The sequence below is a fragment of the Blastococcus sp. SYSU DS0669 genome, from assembly GCF_054050895.1.
Window position 1 is genome coordinate 41,347 of sequence record NZ_JBJHAE010000004.1, and the last position, 15,921, is coordinate 57,267.

Here is a 15,921-nt window from a genome sequence, read left to right on the forward strand (position 1 = left end):
TGAGGGAGGACGCGCTGCGATCAGGGTCCCTGATCGCAGCGCGGGCTACTCGCCGCGGAGGGCCTCGCCGATCGAGGGGTCCCCGGTCCACCGGTGGTAGGGGATGCGGGCGATCTCACGCACGTCGCCGATCGTCGTCCACTCGTTGCCACCCAGCCGCGCGAGCGGGCGGAGGTGCTCGATCCGCGGCCGCCCGTCCCGCACGGCGTCGGACCACACGCTGATGTGCTGCACCCGGCCGAGGACGACGGTGCTGTCACCCAGGCGCAGCGTGGAGTGCAGGACGCACTCGATCGAGACCGGCGACTCGGCGACCCGCATCGCCGCCACGGTGTCGGCCGGCTCCAGCCGCACGCCGGCCTGCTCGGCCTCGCTGGTGTGCGGCGGGAAGTCGGTGGCCGTGGCGTTGACCTGCTCGAACAGCGGCTCCGGCGTGAGGTTGACGGTGAACTCGCCGGTCGCCTCGACGTTGCGCAGCGAGTCCTTCCGGCCCACGGAGGTGAACTGCACGATCGGCGGGTCGACGCAGGCCACCGTGTAGAAGGAGTGCGGCGCCAGGTTGTGCACCCCGTCCGCCGAGCGGCTGCACACCCACGCGATCGGGCGGGGGACGACGACGGAGTTCAGCACGCGGTAGAACGCTCCGGCCTCCATCGCGGCGGGGTCGAAGGAGGTGCGCGGGCGCTGCTGCTCGGCGGAGGTCACCGGCCCATCGTCGCCGACGTGGGGGAAGGGGTCGCGTCGACCGGTCGACCCCGCCACCGCAGGGTGCCGCGCCGCCGGCCCCGCACCGACCGCAGCATCAGCGCGTCCAGGGCCAGCACCGAGAGCGGGTGGGCGAGGGCGTCGGGCCAGGCGCGGCCCCCGCTGGCCCTGGCGGCGGCCACGCGACCGGCCACCCCGGCCAGGTAGCCCACCAGCCCGGCGCGCGACCCGCCGAGGGCGGCCAGCGGCGGGACGACGTAGACGGCGGTGAGCGCGGCCGCGGCGGCCAGCCCACCCGCCGGCGTCCCGCCGACCGAGGCCCACAGCGACTTGGCGTAGCCGTCCCGGACGGCCGCCCACCCCTCGTACATCCGGCAGGCCGCGAGGCAGGAGCCGTCGATCGGCACACCGCGGCCGCCGGCGCGCTTGACCGCCCGCAGCAGGGCGATGTCCTCGAGGACCTCGCCGCGCACCGCCGCGTGGCCGCCGGCGCGCGCGTAGGCGTCGCGCCGCACCACGAGGAACTGGCCGTTGGCGGCGGCCAGCGAGGCCCGGGGGGAGCGCTCGGCCAGCCGCAGCGGCAGCGAGGTGATCCACAGCCAGGGCGCCAGCGGCTGCACGAGGCGCTCGGCGGGGCCGACCGCGAGCGGTCGGGGCCACGGCGAGACCAGGTCCAGGCGGTGGGTGTCGAGCACCGCGACGGCGCCGGCGATCGCGTCGGGGAACAGCCGGACGTCGGCGTCGACGAACACCAGCACCTCGTCGTCCCGACCGTCGGCAGCGGCGGCCCCGACGGCGCAGGCGTGCGGCTTCCCCAGCCACCCCGACGGCAGCGCCGGCGCGGTCACGAGCCGCACCCGGGGGTCGGCGACGGCGCCCACGACGTCGGCGGTGCCGTCGGTGGAGCCGTCGTCGACCACCACGACCCGCAGCCGCGTCGCCCCCCGCTGGTCGAGCAGCGCCGCCAGGCAGCCGGCGACCTGCTCGGCCTCGTCGCGCACCGGCAGCACCACCGTGACCGGGCGGGCCACCGGCGGCGGGTCGGCGGGTGCACGGCGCAGCAGCGCGGTGTTCACGGCCGCGTGCACGGCACCGGCCATCGAGATCCCCGCCAGCGAGCGGAGCAGCCTGCCGCTCACCGTCGTCCCGCACGCCGGTGCTGGACCGCGAGGACCAGCAGGACCGCCGCCCCCAGCCCTGCGCCCCAGGCCGCGGAGCCGGGCAGCCCCAGCCAGCCCGCGTGCGCCAGGGCGCCGCCGAGGGTCATCCAGGCCAGCGCGAACAGCGGGGCGCCGGGGCCGGTCCGGGGCGCGGGGGCGGTGCGCTCGACCAGCAGGTCCAGCAGCGTCATCAGCACCAGCCCGGCCAGCAGCCAGCCGGCGAGGTTGGTCAGCGGCACGGTGTCGATGCCCGGCAGGCCGGGCGAGGGGTGGGCCCAGGTCCAGTAGCCGGCCTGCACCAGCTGCGGGTCCAGGACGACGTCCCACGCGGCGAAGACCGCCGCCGCCCAGGCGATGCGCGCCGCCCGGCGGCGGGAGGCGCGCACCGGGCGCGCCAGCACCTCCCCGAGCAGCCAGCTGGGCCAGGCCATCATCAGCCAGGCCAGCGGCACGAGGAACGGCACGCCGAGCAGCGTCGGGCCGAGGACGTCGCTGTAGGAGTAGGTGCCGTAGGGGAAGCCGGTGGCCACACCCACGGACTCGAAGGCGATCGACACCAGTGCCACCAGCACCAGCACGCCCAGGCCGGTGCGCGTGCCGCGGCTGAGGCCCGCGTGCGCGACCGACAGCGCCGACCCCAGCAGCACGATGCCCCACGAGACGGTGTCCCGGAACGAGCCCGAGGCGAGCGGGTAGGCGATCGCCGTGGCGACCAGCGCCGCGGTGAGGGCCCACGGCACCACGCGGACGGCGGCGGGTGCGGGAGCAGGTGCGGTGGTCGTCACGCCCGGCCCACCCCGCCGCGCAGCCGGCGCAGCGCGCGACCGGCCACCGCCCGCGCGCGGGGCAGCGCGCCCCGGTCGGTGAGCACCGTGCGCGCCGCCGTCCGCCCGGAATTGCCGGAGACGCCGCCCCCGGGGTGGGTGGAGGCGCCGGCCAGGTAGAGCCCGGGCAGACCCGGCACCCGGTAGCCCGACAGCCCCGGGGTCGGGCGGAGGGCGAACATGCTGGCCAGGCCCATCTCCACGTGCATGACGTTGCCACGGGGCAGGGACAGCTCCCGCTCGAGGGCCAGGGGCGTCTGCACGTACATCGCGCGCACGGACCCGGCGAACCCGGGGGCGTAGCGGTCGACGGCGTCCACCAGCCGCCGGGCCTCGGCGTCGGCGAGGGCGTCCCAGTCGGCGCCGCCGGCCAACGCGTACGGGTACCACTGGCCCCAGATGGTGACGACGTGCTGCCCGGGCGGGGCCAGCGTGGCGTCGCTGGCGGAGAAGGACATCGCCAGCGGCACCGGCTCGCGGGGCACCCGGCCGGCGCCCCAGTCACCGTGCGCCGCGGCCAGCTGGGCGCGGTCGGTGCAGAGCAGCTGGAGGCCCTGCAGCGCCTCAGGCCCGGCCCCGGGGTAGGACGGCGGGGCGTCGGTCAGCGCCCGCACGACCAGGCCGAAGCCGTTGCCGACCGGCGGCGCGGCCTCGGCGAGCACCGGGGGCGCGGCGTCCCCGGCGAGCTCGCGGGTCACGCCGATGTGGCAGGCGGCGACCACCGAGGACGCCCGCACGACCCGGCCGGACCGGGTCCCCACGCCGGCGACGCGGCCGTCCTCCACGAGCAACCGCGCGGCGCCGTCGCCGAGCACCACCCGGCCGCCGTCGGACTCCAGCCGGCGGCGCAGCGCCTGGGTCAGCCCGCCGGAGCCGCCCACCGGGTGGCCGGGTGGCACGTCGTGCAGCAGCGCCACCCAGCCGACCATCGCCGCGGTGCCGGGCTCGGACATCGGCGGGCCGGACTGCGCGCCGAACCACGCCAGCGCCGCCTTGAGCCGCTCGCTGGTGAACCACTTGTCCAGCAGCGCGTCGCCGGAGCCCAGGAAGTCGACGGCCAGCTCGCCGCCCGGGGTGCGCGGACGCCCCTCCGCCGGCGCGCCCAGCGGCCAGAACGAGCGGAGCAGGCCGCCGGCCGACGGTGCCCGGCCGAACGAGGCGACGACGGCGCGGCTGCGCGGCCCCCACACCTCGACGAAGCGGCGGTAGGCGGCGGCGTCGTCCGGACCGCAGGCGGCCTCGATCGAGGCGCAGGTGGCGTCCAGGTCGACGGAGAGGACCAGCGGCCGGCCGTCCGGGCCCGGGTCGCCGGGGGAGGGCGCGGGCGCGAAGCCCCACGGGTCGCAGTCGATGTAGCGGAGGCCGTGCTCGGCCAGCGCGAGCTCCTCGACGATGCCGCTGTGCCGGACGATCACGTGCGCGCTGGACCCGCGGTCCACTCGCACCCCTGGCCAGCGCTCCACGGTGGAGACCGCCCCGCCGAGGACCTCGTCGGACTCGAGGACCTCCACGGAGAGGCCTCCGCGGGCGAGGTAGCAGGCGGCCACCAGGCCGTTGTGGCCCGAGCCCACGACGACGACGTCCACGGCACCGGGGGAGGCGGTCACGCCCGGGAGTTCGTCGCGGAGGGGCCGGGTGGATGCAGCGGGAGCCGCGCGCCGAGGATCGCGAAGGGCCTCGAGTCGCCCGGGAAGTGGTAACCGCGGGCGAGGTCGACGAACCCGTCGGCGCGGTAGAGCCGGAACGCCTTGGTGTCGGCGTCCGGTGTGGAGAGCAACGCCACCGGGTGCGGCAGCCCCTCCACCAGGGCGTGCAGCAGCTGCCGGCCGAGCCCCTGGCTCTGCGCGTCGGGGTGCACGTGCAGCTCGCACACCTCGAAGGCCCCGGGCAGCCACTTCTTCGCCGTCCGCCGGTCGAGCGCGGCCCGCACCTGGTCGTGCCACCACTGCCCGGGGGCGATGAGGTAGCCGTAGCCGAACCCGACCAGCCGCTCGCCCTCGGGGGAGCGGGCGAAGGCGCCCACCGCGCGGAACCCGGGGCGCTCGGTGTGCTGGACGGCGTAGCCGTACCGGCCGGCGACGATGCCCGAGTCGTAGCCCATGGCCAGGCCGTAGATCGCCAGCACCTCGTGCATGTGCTCACGCATCCACGGGGCCGGGAGCTCGAGGATGCGGGTGGCGTTGCGCGTCCCCGTCACTGGGCGGTCGCCCCTTCGGCGTCCGGGCGCTGGGCGTCCGGGAGGGGGGCGTCCGGGAGGGGGGCGTCCGGGAGGGGGGTGCCCCCGAGGCTGGTGGCGGTCCCGTCGAGCGGCCCACCGCCGACCTCGGCCGCGGTGCCTGCGGTGATGCGGAGCAGTTCGTCGTAGGTGGTGGGGAAGACCGCCGCCGGGTGCCCGGCCGCGGCCCACAGCCGGTCGTACCGGGCGAGCTCCACGTCGACCAGGGTGCCGAGGGGGGCGGGGTGCCCCACGGGGGCCACCCCGCCGATGGGCTGGCCGGTGTGCTCGCGGACGACGTCGGCGGGGGCGGGCACCAGGGAGCCGATGCCGAGCAGCCCCGCGACCTGGATGACGTCGACGCGGTGGGCGCCGCTGGTGAGGACCAGCAGGGGCGAGCCGTCGGCGAGGAAGACCAGGCTGTTGACGATCGCGCCGACCGGCACGCCGAGCACCTGGGCGGCGGCGGCCGCGGTGCGGACCTCCGCGGGGAGGATGCGGACCTCACCCTCGGCGCCGGCCGCGGCGAGGGCACGGGCGACGGCGGCCACCCGGGGGTGCGGGGGTGGGCTCATGCGTCGATCCTGCCACCGCCCGAGGGTGCGCGCCCCCGGCGGTGCGGCCCGCCGCGGTGCAGCCGTCGAACCGGCCGATCCCTGCAGCCCTCCGGGCGCCTGACCAGCGAGAACTGTCGTACCTCCTGCCTACCGTGCAGGGCATGGAGGACGACGGGGGCGCACAGCCGGCCGGCGACGGCGTGCCGATGCCGTTGCTCCCCGGTGAGGTGGTGCCGCCGGCGTCGGAGGAGTTCGAGCTGGTGTGCGACATCTGGTCGGCCGACGCCCACATGGCCCGGGAGTACGCCCGGCAGGCGGCCGCCATCGCGGAGCTGGCGCGCCGGCGCCCGGCGGAGCGGGATGCCGACTACGGCCCTCGCGGCGGGCCGGGGCCGGACTCCCGGGCGGCGCGCCCGGCTGCGCTGGCCGATGTCTCCGACGACTTCGTCTCCGAGCTGGCGACGATCCGCAACTGCTCCGAGGTCGAGGCCGGCCGCCTGGCCGCCGAGTCGATCCTGCTCACCACCAAGCTCGCCGCCACGTGGGCGGAGCTGTTCGCCGGGCGGCTGACGATCCGCAAGGCGCGGATCCTGCTCGACCTGCTCGGCGACGCCTCCGACGCCGTCGCCGCCGCGGTGCAGGCGCGGGTGCTCCCGGGAGCTGCGGACTGCCCGCCGTCCCGGCTGGGCGACCGGACCCGCTACCACCTCTACCGGGTGGACGCCGCGGCCAGGGAACGCCGTCGCAGGGAAGCCGAGCGCAAGGCCGACGTGCACGTCCAGCGCACCGCCGACGACCTCGGCCGGCTGGTCATCGAGGGCCCGCTGCCGGCGGTGCACGCGGCCCGCGATGCGGTCGACCAGTACGCGCGGTGGATGCGCGCCGACGGGGACGACCGGCCGATGGGCGTGCTGCGCTCGACGGCGGCGCTGGACCTGATCCTGAGGCCGTGGGACACCAGCCGCCCGCCGGTGACCGCGCACCTGCACGTCCACGCCGCGCTGCCCTCGCTCCGGCACGACGCACCGGCCGGCGCCGCGCCGGCGGAGCTGGACGGGCAGCTGATCTCCGCCGCCCAGTGCCGGGAACTGCTCGACTCCCTCGACGTGCTCGGCCTGTCACCGGCGCCGGTCGGCGGGTCGGTGCACGTGGCCATCGACGACGCGGCGACCGGTGAGACCGTCGCGGTGGCCACCCGGGCCGAGCTCCGTCGCGCCGCCGGCCGGGGCCGTCGGGTGCGGCGCGGGAAGGCCTCGCGGGGCGCCCACCCGCCGGGGCAGCCCGACGGGCCAGGCCTGCGGCCCCCTCCTCCGACCCTCGGGTACCGGCCCACCGCTGCCCAGGAACGGCTCGTCACCGTGCGCGACCGACACTGCCGCGTGCCCGGCTGCCGCCGTCGCGCCGGCCGCTGCGACATCGACCACGGTCAGGCCTTCGCCGACGGCCGCCCCACCGACTGCTGGAACCTGTGCTGCCTGTGCCGGCGGCACCACCGGATCAAGACCTTCGCCCGCGGCTGGTCGTTCACCCTGCTCCCCGACGGCCGGCTCGTCGTCCGCACCCCGGCGGGTGTCTCCCGGACCACCCGTCCGCCCGGCTGGTACCACGACCCCGAGCCGGAGCCGCCCTGGCTCGACGACCTCGCACCCCCGGATCCGCTCCGCGCGTGAGGTCAGCCGGTGCCCGGCGCGTCGCCCGGCGGACCGGAGTGGCAGGTGGACGGACGGGGACTGTCCGGGGCTTCGCCCGAGTCGTGGGCGGAGGCGATTCGCGTGGTGCGGGCGGGGGCGGGGGTGGGGCGGCGTGACCTCGACGAGCGCGGCCAGCTGTCCACAACACGCCGCGGCCCGGCTTGACGACGCGGGAGCGCTCCGGTCTACTGGACCTCGTTCGAACACTTGTTCGAACGATGTGGTCGGCCCGTCCTTCCCGGCTCTCTTCCCCGCCGGTGGGGTGGCGGGCGTGCGCGCGGGGCGAGGCGTGGGGAGGCTGTCATGAGCCGGGTGCTCGGTGAGGTCGTCGGTCGGGCCGGCGAAGAGGTGCAGGTCGAACGTGGCCCGCTGGGCCCGGTGCAGTTCTGGCGCGGGCAGTCCCGGTACGTCGTGGGAGAACTGCTCGACTCCTGGGTGGAGACCGCGCCGTGGTGGCTCCGGGACGCCGAGGTGGGTGGCGCGTCGGACGACCTGGTCGCCCCCCGCGAGGTCTGGCGGGTGGAGGCGGTGCGGGCCGGGCGGTCCCGCATGAGCTTCGCCGGCGTCTACGACCTGACGTGGGACGCCGCCGGCAACCACTGGTGGCTCGTCCGGGTGCACGACTGATGGGCGCCGCACGAGCCGTGCCGGCCGGTCAGCTGCCGCTGCCGCCCGCGCTGCCCGCCGCGGCCGCGGGCCTGCTCGACCAGGCGCACCGCGGCCTGGCGGAGGCGGCCGCGGCCACCGATCCGCGGGAGCGGTATGCCACCGCGCACCTGGCGGCGCTCCGGGCCGCCGCCGCGGTGCTGGCCGCGCGCACCCGTCCCGAGGGCGGTCGCCGGCGCCCGCGCAGCGCCTGGGTGCTGCTCGCCGAGGTCGCCCCCGAGCTGGGGGAGTGGGCCACCTTCTTCGCCGCCGGCGCGGCCAAGCGCGCCGCGGCGGAGGCGGGGCTGTCCCGGGCGGTCACCGAGCGGGAGGCCGACGACCTGGTCCGCGACGTACGGGGCTTCCTCGCCGTGGTCGAGGCCGGGCTCGGCGTCGACGCGCTGCCCGAGCCGCCCCGCTACCCGCGGCCGCACGTGGTCGGCCGGACCCCGTCCCGGTCCGCCGGGCTCCGGCGGTGAGCGACCCCTTCGTCCACCTGCACGTCGCCTCCGGTTACTCCATGCGGTACGGGGCCAACCACCCCGCCGACCTGGTGGCACGGGCCGCCGAGCACGGCATGCCGGCCCTGGCCCTGACCGACCGGGACGGGCTCTACGGTGCGGTCAAGTTCGCGCTGGCCTGCCGGTCGGCCGGGGTGCGGCCGATCTTCGGTGTCGACCTGGCGGTGGCGCCGGCGCTGGGTACCAGCGTGCCGCCGGCGCTCGCGCACGTGCTGGGGGAGGACCCCGCCGCGGCTCGGTCCCCGCGGCCGCGGACCGCGACACCTCCGCGCCGGTCCCCGGCCCGCGGTGGGGTGAGCGTCGATCCGCGGCTGCCCCGGGTCACCTTCCTCGCGCGCGACGGCGCCGGCTGGCGCTCGCTGTGCCGGCTCACCAGCGCCACCCACCTGCGCGGCACGCGCGGCGAGCCGGTGAGCTCGCTGGCGATCGCCGCCGAGCACGCCACCGGGCTGGTGCCCCTGCTCGGTCCCGGCTCCCCGGTCGGCCGGGCCCTGCTCGCGGGGCGGGTCGACCTGGCCGTCGAGCAGCTGGACGCCTGGCGCGCGGTCTTCGGCCCGGGGCTGGCACTGGAGGTGGTGCACCACCGCGGCCGGGGCGACCGGCAGCGCGCCCAGGCGCTGCTCCGGTTCGCCGCCGAGCAGCAGGTGCCGGTGGTCCTGAGCAACGCGGTCCGGTACGTCGACGCTCTCGACGCCCCCACCGCCGACGTCCTGGACGCCGCCCGGCGGCTGGTCCCGCTGGGGGCCCGGCACGTCGACCGCACCACGGCCGAGGGCTACCTGAAGTCGGGCAAGGAGATGGCCGAGGTCGCCGAGGACCTCACCGGCCCCGACCGGGACGCCGCCCTGCGGCTGCTCGAACGCACCGCCCGGCTGGCCGAGCAGTGCGCCGTCGACCCCGCCGGCGACCTGGGCATCGGCAGCGTCCGCTACCCCGAGCTCGACGTCGTCACCACGCCGGCGGAGCGGGGGATGGGTCCGGCGCAGGTGCTGCGCGCCCGGTGCGAGGCGGGGCTGGGGCGGCGGGGCATGGTGCCCACGACCCGGGTGCGGCAGCGGCTCGAGGAGGAGCTCGGGGTCATCGACTCCCTCGGCTACCCGTCCTACTTCCTGACCGTCGCGGACGTGGTCGACCTCATCAAGAGCTTGAGGGTTCGCGCGGCGGCGCGCGGATCGGGCGCCGGCAGCCTGGTCACCTACCTGCTGGGCATCTCCGACGTCGACCCGCTGCGCTACGGGTTGCTGATGGAGCGGTTCCTCTCGCCGCTGCGCCACCAGCTGCCCGACATCGACATCGATGTGGAGTCCGCCCGGCGGATGGAGGTCTACGACGCGGTCATCGACCGCTTCGGCGCCGACCGGGTCAGCTGCATCTCGATGATGGACACCTACCGGGTGCGCCACGCCATCCGCGACGTCGGTGCGGCGCTCGGCCTGCCGCCGGCGGAGGTCGACGCGGTGGCCAAGGCGTTCCCGCACATCCGCGCCAACCAGGTGCACGCCGCGCTGCGGGACCTGCCCGAGCTGCGGGCCAGCCGGTACGGCTCGCGCCGGGCCGGCGGCACCGGTGACCTCGACCTGCTGTTCGACCTGGTGTCCCGGCTCGACGGGCTGCCCCGGCACATCGCGTTGCACCCGTGCGGGGTGCTGCTCTCCGACGCCACGCTGCTGGACCGCACGCCGGTGGAGAGCAGCTATCTCGGCTACCCGATGAGCCAGTTCGACAAGGACGACGTCGAGGAGCTGGGGCTGCTCAAGCTGGACCTGCTGGGCATCCGGATGCAGTCGGCGATCGCGCACGCCCTCGACGAGATCGAGCGGACCGACGGCGAGACCGTCGACATCGACGCGATCCCGCGGGACGACCCGACGACGTTCGAGCTGATCCGCAGCACCCGCACGCTCGGCATGTTCCAGATCGAGTCACCGGGGCAGCGGGAGCTGGTCGGCAAGTTCGGCCCCCGGACGTTCGAGGACATCATCATCGACATCTCGCTGTTCCGGCCCGGGCCGGTGAAGAGCGACATGGTCACCCCGTTCCTCATGGCCCGGAACGGCTGGCGCGACGCCGAGTACCCCCACCCCGACCTGGAGTTCGCTCTCGCCGAGACCGCCGGGGTGGTGGTCTTCCACGAGCAGGTGCTGCAGGTGGTGGCCCGGATGGCCGGTTGCACGCTGGCCGAGGCCGACGAGGTGCGCCGGGCGCTGGGGGAGAAGGACGCCCACCCCGAGGTGCGGGCCTGGTTCGTCCCGCGCGCGCTGGACGCCGGGTACCCGGTGGAGGTCGCCGAGCGGGTGTGGGAGGTGCTGGCCGCCTTCGGGTCGTTCGGCTTCTGCAAGGCGCACGCGGCGGCGTTCGCGCTACCCACCTACCAGTCGGCCTGGCTGAAGACCCACCACCCGGCGGCGTTCCTGGCCGGCGTGCTCACCCACGACCCCGGCATGTACCCGAAGCGGCTGATCCTCGACGACGCGCGCAACTTCGGCATCCGGGTGCTCGGGCTCGACGTCAACGCCTCGACCGGCAGCTACCGGGTCGAACGGCTCGCTGCCGGCGATGACACCGACGACGACCCCGAAGCTCAGGTGGAGGTCGAGGGCTGGCATCGCCCGGAGTGGATGCCGGCGACGATGCCCGACCCCACGCGGTACGGCATCCGGCTCTCGCTGGCCGACGTGAAGGGCATCTCCGACGACGAGGTCGCGCGGGTGGTCGCCGGGCAGCCCTATCGGTCACTGACGGATTTCTGGGGGCGGACGTCGGTGTCCCGCCCGGTGGTGGAGCGGCTGGTGCTGGCCGGGGGGTTCGACTCGCTCTACGGGTTCGGGATGCGCGACCGGGAGGCCGGCCGGCCGACCCGCCGGCGACGACAGGTGACCCGGCGCGACCTGCTGCTGCAGATCAGCGAGCTCGACCGGTGGAGCCGCAGCGGCGCGCGGGCGACGTCCGACGGGCAGCTGAGCCTGGACCTCATGGGGATGGGGCTGCCCGAGGAGGAGTCCACCGGGGAGCCGGCCGGCCCGGAGTGGGCCGAGGGCAGCGGGCTGCCCGAGTTCACCGACGCCGAGCTGGTGCGGGCGGAGCTGGAGGTGCTCGGGCTGGACGCCAGCCGGCACGTCGTCGACTTCTACCGGCCGTTCCTGTCGGCGGTCGGCGCGGTGCCGGCCGGGGAGCTCCTCGGCTGCCGCAGCGGCAGCGAGGTGCTGGTGGCCGGTGTCAAGGTGGCCACCCAGACCCCGCCGATCCGGTCGGGGCGCCGCGTGGTGTTCGTGACCCTCGACGACGGCACCGGCTGCACCGACTCGACCTTCTTCGAGGACGCGCAGGGTCCCTACGCCGCGACGGTCTTCCACTCGTGGCTGCTGGTCATCCGCGGGGTCCTGCGCCGGACCGGGCCGCGCGGGGTGTCGCTGCGGGCCACCGGGGCGTGGGAGCTCCCGGCGCTGCACGAGGCGTGGGAGGCCGACGGGCTCGACGGTGTCCGCGACCTGATGGCTGCGCCGGGGGAGTACACCGAGCAGTCGATCGCCGGGGCGGCCGCATCGCACGGCTCCCGACCGGTGGTCGTGCGCCCGGTCCTGGTCCACCCGACCGGCTTCCGCATGTCGCCCTACGCCGACATCAAGCCGGCCGGCGAGGAGACGAAGGGCGCGGCCCGCCGCGCCGCGGCCGGACCGCCACGGAAGCTCTGGCACTCCAGTCCGGGCAGCTCGGGCCACTGAGGAAGAACCCGCTGCCCCCAGCCGCTCGCCGGCCGGGGGCAGCGCCCGGGCTCAGCCGTTGCCGCTCTCGGGCTCGGTGGCCTCGTCGACCTCCTGCTCGACCTCGTCGACACCCTGCTCGATGTTCTGCTCGACGCCGTCGTCCACCACGTCGTCACCGCAGGCGACCGTCGTGAGGGAGGCGGCGGTGATGGCGAACGCGGCCGCGGTCCGGCGGAGCAGACGTGGACGGGTGGCGCGGGTCATGGCAACTCCTCGGTCGTCGGTGGTACTGACCGGACAGGTCTGCCCCCGGGCTCCCGGCCGGTAAACGACCGGCGCCGGTCGACCACCGACCGATGAGTCCGGGCGACGCCGGAGGTCCCACCACCGACACCGGCACCCGGCCGGCGTGCGCAGGAGAGGACCGACCATGCCCAAGCAGATCCCGTGCCTGTGGTTCGACGGCCAGGCCGAGGAGGCGGCGACGCTCTACACCTCGGTCTTCCCGAACTCCCGCATCGGCCAGGTGACCCGGTACGGACCGGGCATGCCGCCGCCCATGCAGGAGGGCGACGTCCTGACCGTCACCTTCACCCTCGACGGCCAGGAGTACACCGCCCTCAACGGCGGCCCGCAGTTCCCGTTCACCGAGGCGGTCTCCTTCCAGATCATGTGCGCTGACCAGGAGGAGGCCGACCACTACTGGGACCGGCTCACCGACGGCGGCGAGGCGAGCATGTGCGGCTGGCTCAAGGACCGCTTCGGCGTCTCCTGGCAGGTCGTCCCCGAGGAGCTGATGGCCCTGCTCAACGACCCCGATCCGGCGCGTGCCCAGCGCGCGACGCAGGCGATGCTGCAGATGCGCCGCATCGACCTCGCCGAGATCCGCCGGGCCGCCGACGGGGTCGACGCCCAGGTCGACGCATAGCCCGGTGCCCAGGGACGACGGCGCGGCGCCCACCGGCGGGGAAGCGGTGGGCGCCGCGGTCCGCCGCTAGGCTCCGGTGGGTGCCGACCGTTCCCGCCTCGCCGACCGCGGAGCAGCTGCCCGTCCGGACCGCTGCCGTGTGGGCCGCGCTCGACCCGCTGGTCGGCGCCGGGAACGCGCTCCGCGTGCTGGACGTCGGCGGCGGCAGCGGGATGTTCGCCGTCCCCCTGGCCCGCCTGGGCCACACCGTCACCGTCGTCGACCCCAGTGCCGACGCCCTGGCCACCCTGGGCCGGCGCGCCCAGACCGCCGGGGTGGGCGACCGGGTCCGCGGGGTCCAGGGCGACGGCGACCTGCTGCACGAGGTCCTCGCGGACGACGGCGGGTACGACCTCGCCCTCTGCCACTCCGTCCTCGAGGTCGTCGACGACCCCGCGGTCACCCTGGCCGAGATCGCCGGCGCCCTGCGCAGCGGGGGGTGGGTGAGCCTCGCCGTCGCCAACCGGGCCGGCTCCGTGCTCGCCCGCGCTCTCGCCGGCCACCCCGCGGAGGCCCTCACGCACCTCCGCGACCAGGGCGCGGCGCCGGGTCGGCCGGTCCGCCGCCGGTTCACCCCCGAGGACCTGCTCGCGCTGGTCGCCGGCGCCGGGCTGACGCCGGGTACCTGGCGCGGGGTCTCCGTCGTCGCCGACCTGCTGGATACCGCGTCCGGCGCCGACCCCGCCGCGGTCCGGGACCTCGAGCTCGCGCTCGCCGACACCTCGCCCTACCGCGAGGTGGCCGCGGGCCTCCACCTGCTGGCGACCCGCGCGTGACCGGCGGGGTCGACGGCGCCCTGCCGCCCGACCTGCACCGGCCCGCCTACGGCGTCGCCACCCTGGCCGACGTGCTGCCCGGCGTCGCGGCGGCCCTGGGCAGCCCCGTGCCCCGCGGCGACCTCCCCGTCGACCCCCTGGGCCTGGCCGGGGCCCTGCACGGCGCGCGCCGTGCAGCGGTCCTGCTGGTGGACGGTCTCGGCGCCGACCTGGTCCGGGCCCACGCCGACATCGCCCCCACCCTGGCGGCGCTGGCCAGCCCGGCCGGCACCCTCCAGGCGCCCTGCCCCAGCACCACCCCGGTCAGCCTCGCCACCATCGGCACCGGCCTGCCGCCGGGCAGCCACGGCATCCTGGGCTTCGTCACCGAGGTGCCAGGGCAGGGGCGCACCCTCAACCACACGCAGTGGAGCGACGACCCGGACCCGGCCGACTGGCAGGCCCAACCCACCGTCTTCGAGCGGGTCGCCGCCGACGGGGTCGCGGTCACCGCCGTCGGCCCGTGGGCCTACGCGGGCTCGGGGCTCACCGTGGCCGCCTACCGGGGCGCCCGCTACACCGGCGCCGTCGGCCCCGGCGACCTCACCGCGCTCATGCGCTCGGCGCTGGACGCGGGACCCCGGGCGCTGGCGTACGGCTACATGGCCGAGCTGGACCTCACCGGGCACGTCCGGGGCGTCGACTCACCGAGCTGGCGCGCGCAGCTCGCCCTGGTCGACCGGGTCGTCGAGCAGGTGCTGGACGGCCTGCCCGACGACGCGGCGCTGCTGGTCACGGCCGACCACGGGATGCTCGACGTGCCCGCCGCCACCCGCCTGGACCTGGACGACGAGCCGGACCTCGCCGACGGGGTGCGGTTGCTCGCCGGGGAGCCGCGCGCCCGCTACGTGCACACCGAGCCCGGGGCGGAGGCCGACGTGCTGGCCCGGTGGCGGGGCGTCCTCGGCGACCGGGCGTGGGTCGTCGGGCGGGAGGAGGCGATCGCCAGCGGCGTCTTCGGGCCGGTGGAGGAGCCGCTCTCCGCCCGCATCGGCGATGTCGTGGCCCTGGCCCGCGGCAGCTGGGCGCTGGTCACCCCCCGCCTGGAGCCGGGGCCGAGCCGGCTGGCCGCCTACCACGGGTCGCTCACCGCGACGGAGCTGGCGATCCCGCTGCTCGTCGCCCGGGGGCGCGCCCTGTCCTGACGGGCCCGATCAGCCCGGCGACAGCGCCAGGTGGTGCCAGCTGCGCACCCGGCCGGCCGAGGTGGCCTGGCAGGTCAGGTGGACCGCCTCCGCTGACGGCCGGCTCTCCACGGTGACGACGACGGTGCCCGCCGCGCGGCCCAGCGTGACCTCCCACCGCTCCGCGCCCGCGTCGGCCGCATCCCGGGGGACGACGCGGACCGGGTGCAGGTCGTCGACGCCGAGCGCGCCGAGCTCCTCCCGCGCGTAGTGCTGGGCGGCCTGCGCCGGCGCGGCCAGCCCTGCCCGGCCGCGCAGCCACGGCAGCGCGACCTCGTGCCGGCCGTGAGCGGCGACGACGAGGCCGCCGTCGCCGGGCACCTGGCCGTAGTAGAAGCCGTGGGGGAGCACCAGCATGTTCGCCGCGAAGCGGTCGCCCCCGAGGTGGCTGCACTCCCACACGTCGATCGGGCCGGGGGAGGGCAGCGCCCGGGCCAGCGGCCGGCCGCGCAGCGCGCAGCAGGCGTCGTGGCCGCCGTGCGTGCACACCAGGTACGTCGGCCCGGGCGCCGGCTCGCCGACCGATCCGTCCCACGGTGCGGTGAGCAGGTCGGAGTCCGCCGAGCGCACCGACCACCACAGCCCCTCCTGGCCGATCCGGCCGTCGGCGTAGGCCCAGCGCCGCCCGGAGTCGGCCAGCCGGTCCCCGGGTCGGCGGACCAGCAGGACCCGGACGCCCTCGCGCTGCGCGCGCTCGCTGAGCAGCCGGGCCACCCGCGCGTCGAACCGCGACTGCAGCAGCGCCTGGCGCCCCCACGGGCCCGGCTGCTCGATCAGCAGCCAGCGGGACACCGGGGCGGCCGTCGCGACCCCGGAGTCGCCGCGCGCGAGCGCCTGCACCGAGCAGCGGCCCGCGTCCAGACGGCCCAGCGGGCGGGCGGGGACGTCCGTGCGGCAGAAGTCGTCGTCACCCGCCGGGCCGGCTGTGGTCAC

General features: G+C 76.7%; 15 protein-coding genes. 7 read left to right on the forward strand and 8 right to left on the reverse strand.

Features of this window, described 5'->3' with window-relative positions:
* Positions 1–45: 45 nt before the first annotated feature.
* From ACI792_RS06280 to ACI792_RS06305, 6 genes are read right to left on the reverse strand one after another with little or no spacing between them, the layout of a single operon-like run.
* Positions 46–705, reverse strand: a complete 660-nt coding sequence (locus ACI792_RS06280; RefSeq protein WP_456580916.1) for a flavin reductase family protein — start codon at positions 703–705, stop codon at positions 46–48.
* Positions 702–1,844 (reverse strand): glycosyltransferase, encoded by a 1,143-nt coding sequence (locus ACI792_RS06285; protein ID WP_456601842.1) that lies wholly within the window; start codon positions 1,842–1,844, stop codon positions 702–704. The genes ACI792_RS06280 and ACI792_RS06285 overlap by 4 nt, the downstream gene beginning before the upstream one ends.
* Positions 1,841–2,650, reverse strand: a complete 810-nt coding sequence (locus ACI792_RS06290) for a carotenoid biosynthesis protein (protein WP_456601843.1) — start codon at positions 2,648–2,650, stop codon at positions 1,841–1,843. The genes ACI792_RS06285 and ACI792_RS06290 overlap by 4 nt, the downstream gene beginning before the upstream one ends.
* The gene (locus tag ACI792_RS06295) at positions 2,647–4,296 is read right to left on the reverse strand and encodes a phytoene desaturase family protein (RefSeq protein WP_456601844.1); all 1,650 of its coding nucleotides are present in this window, start codon (positions 4,294–4,296) and stop codon (positions 2,647–2,649) included. Before ACI792_RS06295 ends, ACI792_RS06290 begins: the two co-directional genes overlap by 4 nt.
* Positions 4,293–4,886, reverse strand: a complete 594-nt coding sequence (locus ACI792_RS06300; RefSeq protein ID WP_456601845.1) for a GNAT family N-acetyltransferase — start codon at positions 4,884–4,886, stop codon at positions 4,293–4,295. The genes ACI792_RS06295 and ACI792_RS06300 overlap by 4 nt, the downstream gene beginning before the upstream one ends.
* The gene (locus ACI792_RS06305) at positions 4,883–5,479 is read right to left on the reverse strand and encodes a YbaK/EbsC family protein (protein WP_456601846.1); all 597 of its coding nucleotides are present in this window, start codon (positions 5,477–5,479) and stop codon (positions 4,883–4,885) included. The genes ACI792_RS06300 and ACI792_RS06305 overlap by 4 nt, the downstream gene beginning before the upstream one ends.
* Positions 5,480–5,622: 143 nt before the next feature.
* Between ACI792_RS06305 and ACI792_RS06310 the strand changes: the two genes are divergently transcribed.
* From ACI792_RS06310 to ACI792_RS06325, 4 genes are all read left to right on the forward strand, one after another.
* A complete protein-coding gene (locus ACI792_RS06310) occupies positions 5,623–7,131 on the forward strand; it encodes an HNH endonuclease signature motif containing protein (RefSeq protein ID WP_456601847.1) in 1,509 nt (502 codons plus the stop codon).
* A 324-nt stretch (positions 7,132–7,455) separates the two neighbouring features.
* Positions 7,456–7,779, forward strand: coding sequence for a DUF6504 family protein (locus ACI792_RS06315; protein ID WP_456601848.1), 324 nt, complete (start codon positions 7,456–7,458; stop codon positions 7,777–7,779).
* Complete coding sequence (locus tag ACI792_RS06320; RefSeq protein WP_456601849.1) at positions 7,779–8,276, forward strand: SAV_6107 family HEPN domain-containing protein; 498 nt, start codon at positions 7,779–7,781, stop codon at positions 8,274–8,276. The genes ACI792_RS06315 and ACI792_RS06320 overlap by 1 nt, the downstream gene beginning before the upstream one ends.
* Positions 8,273–12,040: a DNA polymerase III subunit alpha gene (locus ACI792_RS06325; RefSeq protein WP_456601850.1), complete on the forward strand. Its 3,768-nt coding sequence runs from the start codon at positions 8,273–8,275 to the stop codon at positions 12,038–12,040. Before ACI792_RS06320 ends, ACI792_RS06325 begins: the two co-directional genes overlap by 4 nt.
* A gap of 51 nt (positions 12,041–12,091) precedes the next feature.
* Here the strand turns inward: ACI792_RS06325 and ACI792_RS06330 are convergent, their stop codons facing one another.
* A complete protein-coding gene (locus ACI792_RS06330) occupies positions 12,092–12,286 on the reverse strand; it encodes a hypothetical protein (protein ID WP_456580907.1) in 195 nt (64 codons plus the stop codon).
* Positions 12,287–12,452: 166 nt separating this feature from the next.
* On the opposite strand from ACI792_RS06330, the gene ACI792_RS06335 reads away from it, so the two are divergent.
* The 3 genes from ACI792_RS06335 (at position 12,453) to ACI792_RS06345 (ending at position 14,949) form a co-directional block, all read left to right on the forward strand.
* A complete protein-coding gene (locus tag ACI792_RS06335; RefSeq protein WP_456601851.1) occupies positions 12,453–12,950 on the forward strand; it encodes a VOC family protein in 498 nt (165 codons plus the stop codon).
* A gap of 80 nt (positions 12,951–13,030) precedes the next feature.
* A complete protein-coding gene (locus ACI792_RS06340; RefSeq protein WP_456601852.1) occupies positions 13,031–13,765 on the forward strand; it encodes a class I SAM-dependent methyltransferase in 735 nt (244 codons plus the stop codon).
* Complete coding sequence (locus ACI792_RS06345; RefSeq protein WP_456601853.1) at positions 13,762–14,949, forward strand: alkaline phosphatase family protein; 1,188 nt, start codon at positions 13,762–13,764, stop codon at positions 14,947–14,949. Before ACI792_RS06340 ends, ACI792_RS06345 begins: the two co-directional genes overlap by 4 nt.
* A 9-nt stretch (positions 14,950–14,958) precedes the next feature.
* Here ACI792_RS06345 and ACI792_RS06350 read toward each other — a convergent pair whose 3' ends face one another.
* Positions 14,959–15,921, reverse strand: coding sequence for a sucrase ferredoxin (locus ACI792_RS06350; protein ID WP_456601854.1), 963 nt, complete (start codon positions 15,919–15,921; stop codon positions 14,959–14,961).

What these genes read in the sequence shown, in the direction of transcription:
- ACI792_RS06320 (WP_456601849.1), top strand. Translation starts at nt 7,779, where the DNA reads ATGGGCGCCGCACGAGCCGTGCCGGCCGGTCAGCTGCCGCTGCCGCCC.
- ACI792_RS06305 (WP_456601846.1), bottom strand. Translation starts at nt 5,479, where the DNA reads ATGAGCCCACCCCCGCACCCCCGGGTGGCCGCCGTCGCCCGTGCCCTC.
- ACI792_RS06315 (WP_456601848.1), top strand. Translation starts at nt 7,456, where the DNA reads ATGAGCCGGGTGCTCGGTGAGGTCGTCGGTCGGGCCGGCGAAGAGGTG.
- ACI792_RS06330 (WP_456580907.1), bottom strand. Translation starts at nt 12,286, where the DNA reads ATGACCCGCGCCACCCGTCCACGTCTGCTCCGCCGGACCGCGGCCGCG.
- ACI792_RS06310 (WP_456601847.1), top strand. Translation starts at nt 5,623, where the DNA reads ATGGAGGACGACGGGGGCGCACAGCCGGCCGGCGACGGCGTGCCGATG.
- ACI792_RS06335 (WP_456601851.1), top strand. Translation starts at nt 12,453, where the DNA reads ATGCCCAAGCAGATCCCGTGCCTGTGGTTCGACGGCCAGGCCGAGGAG.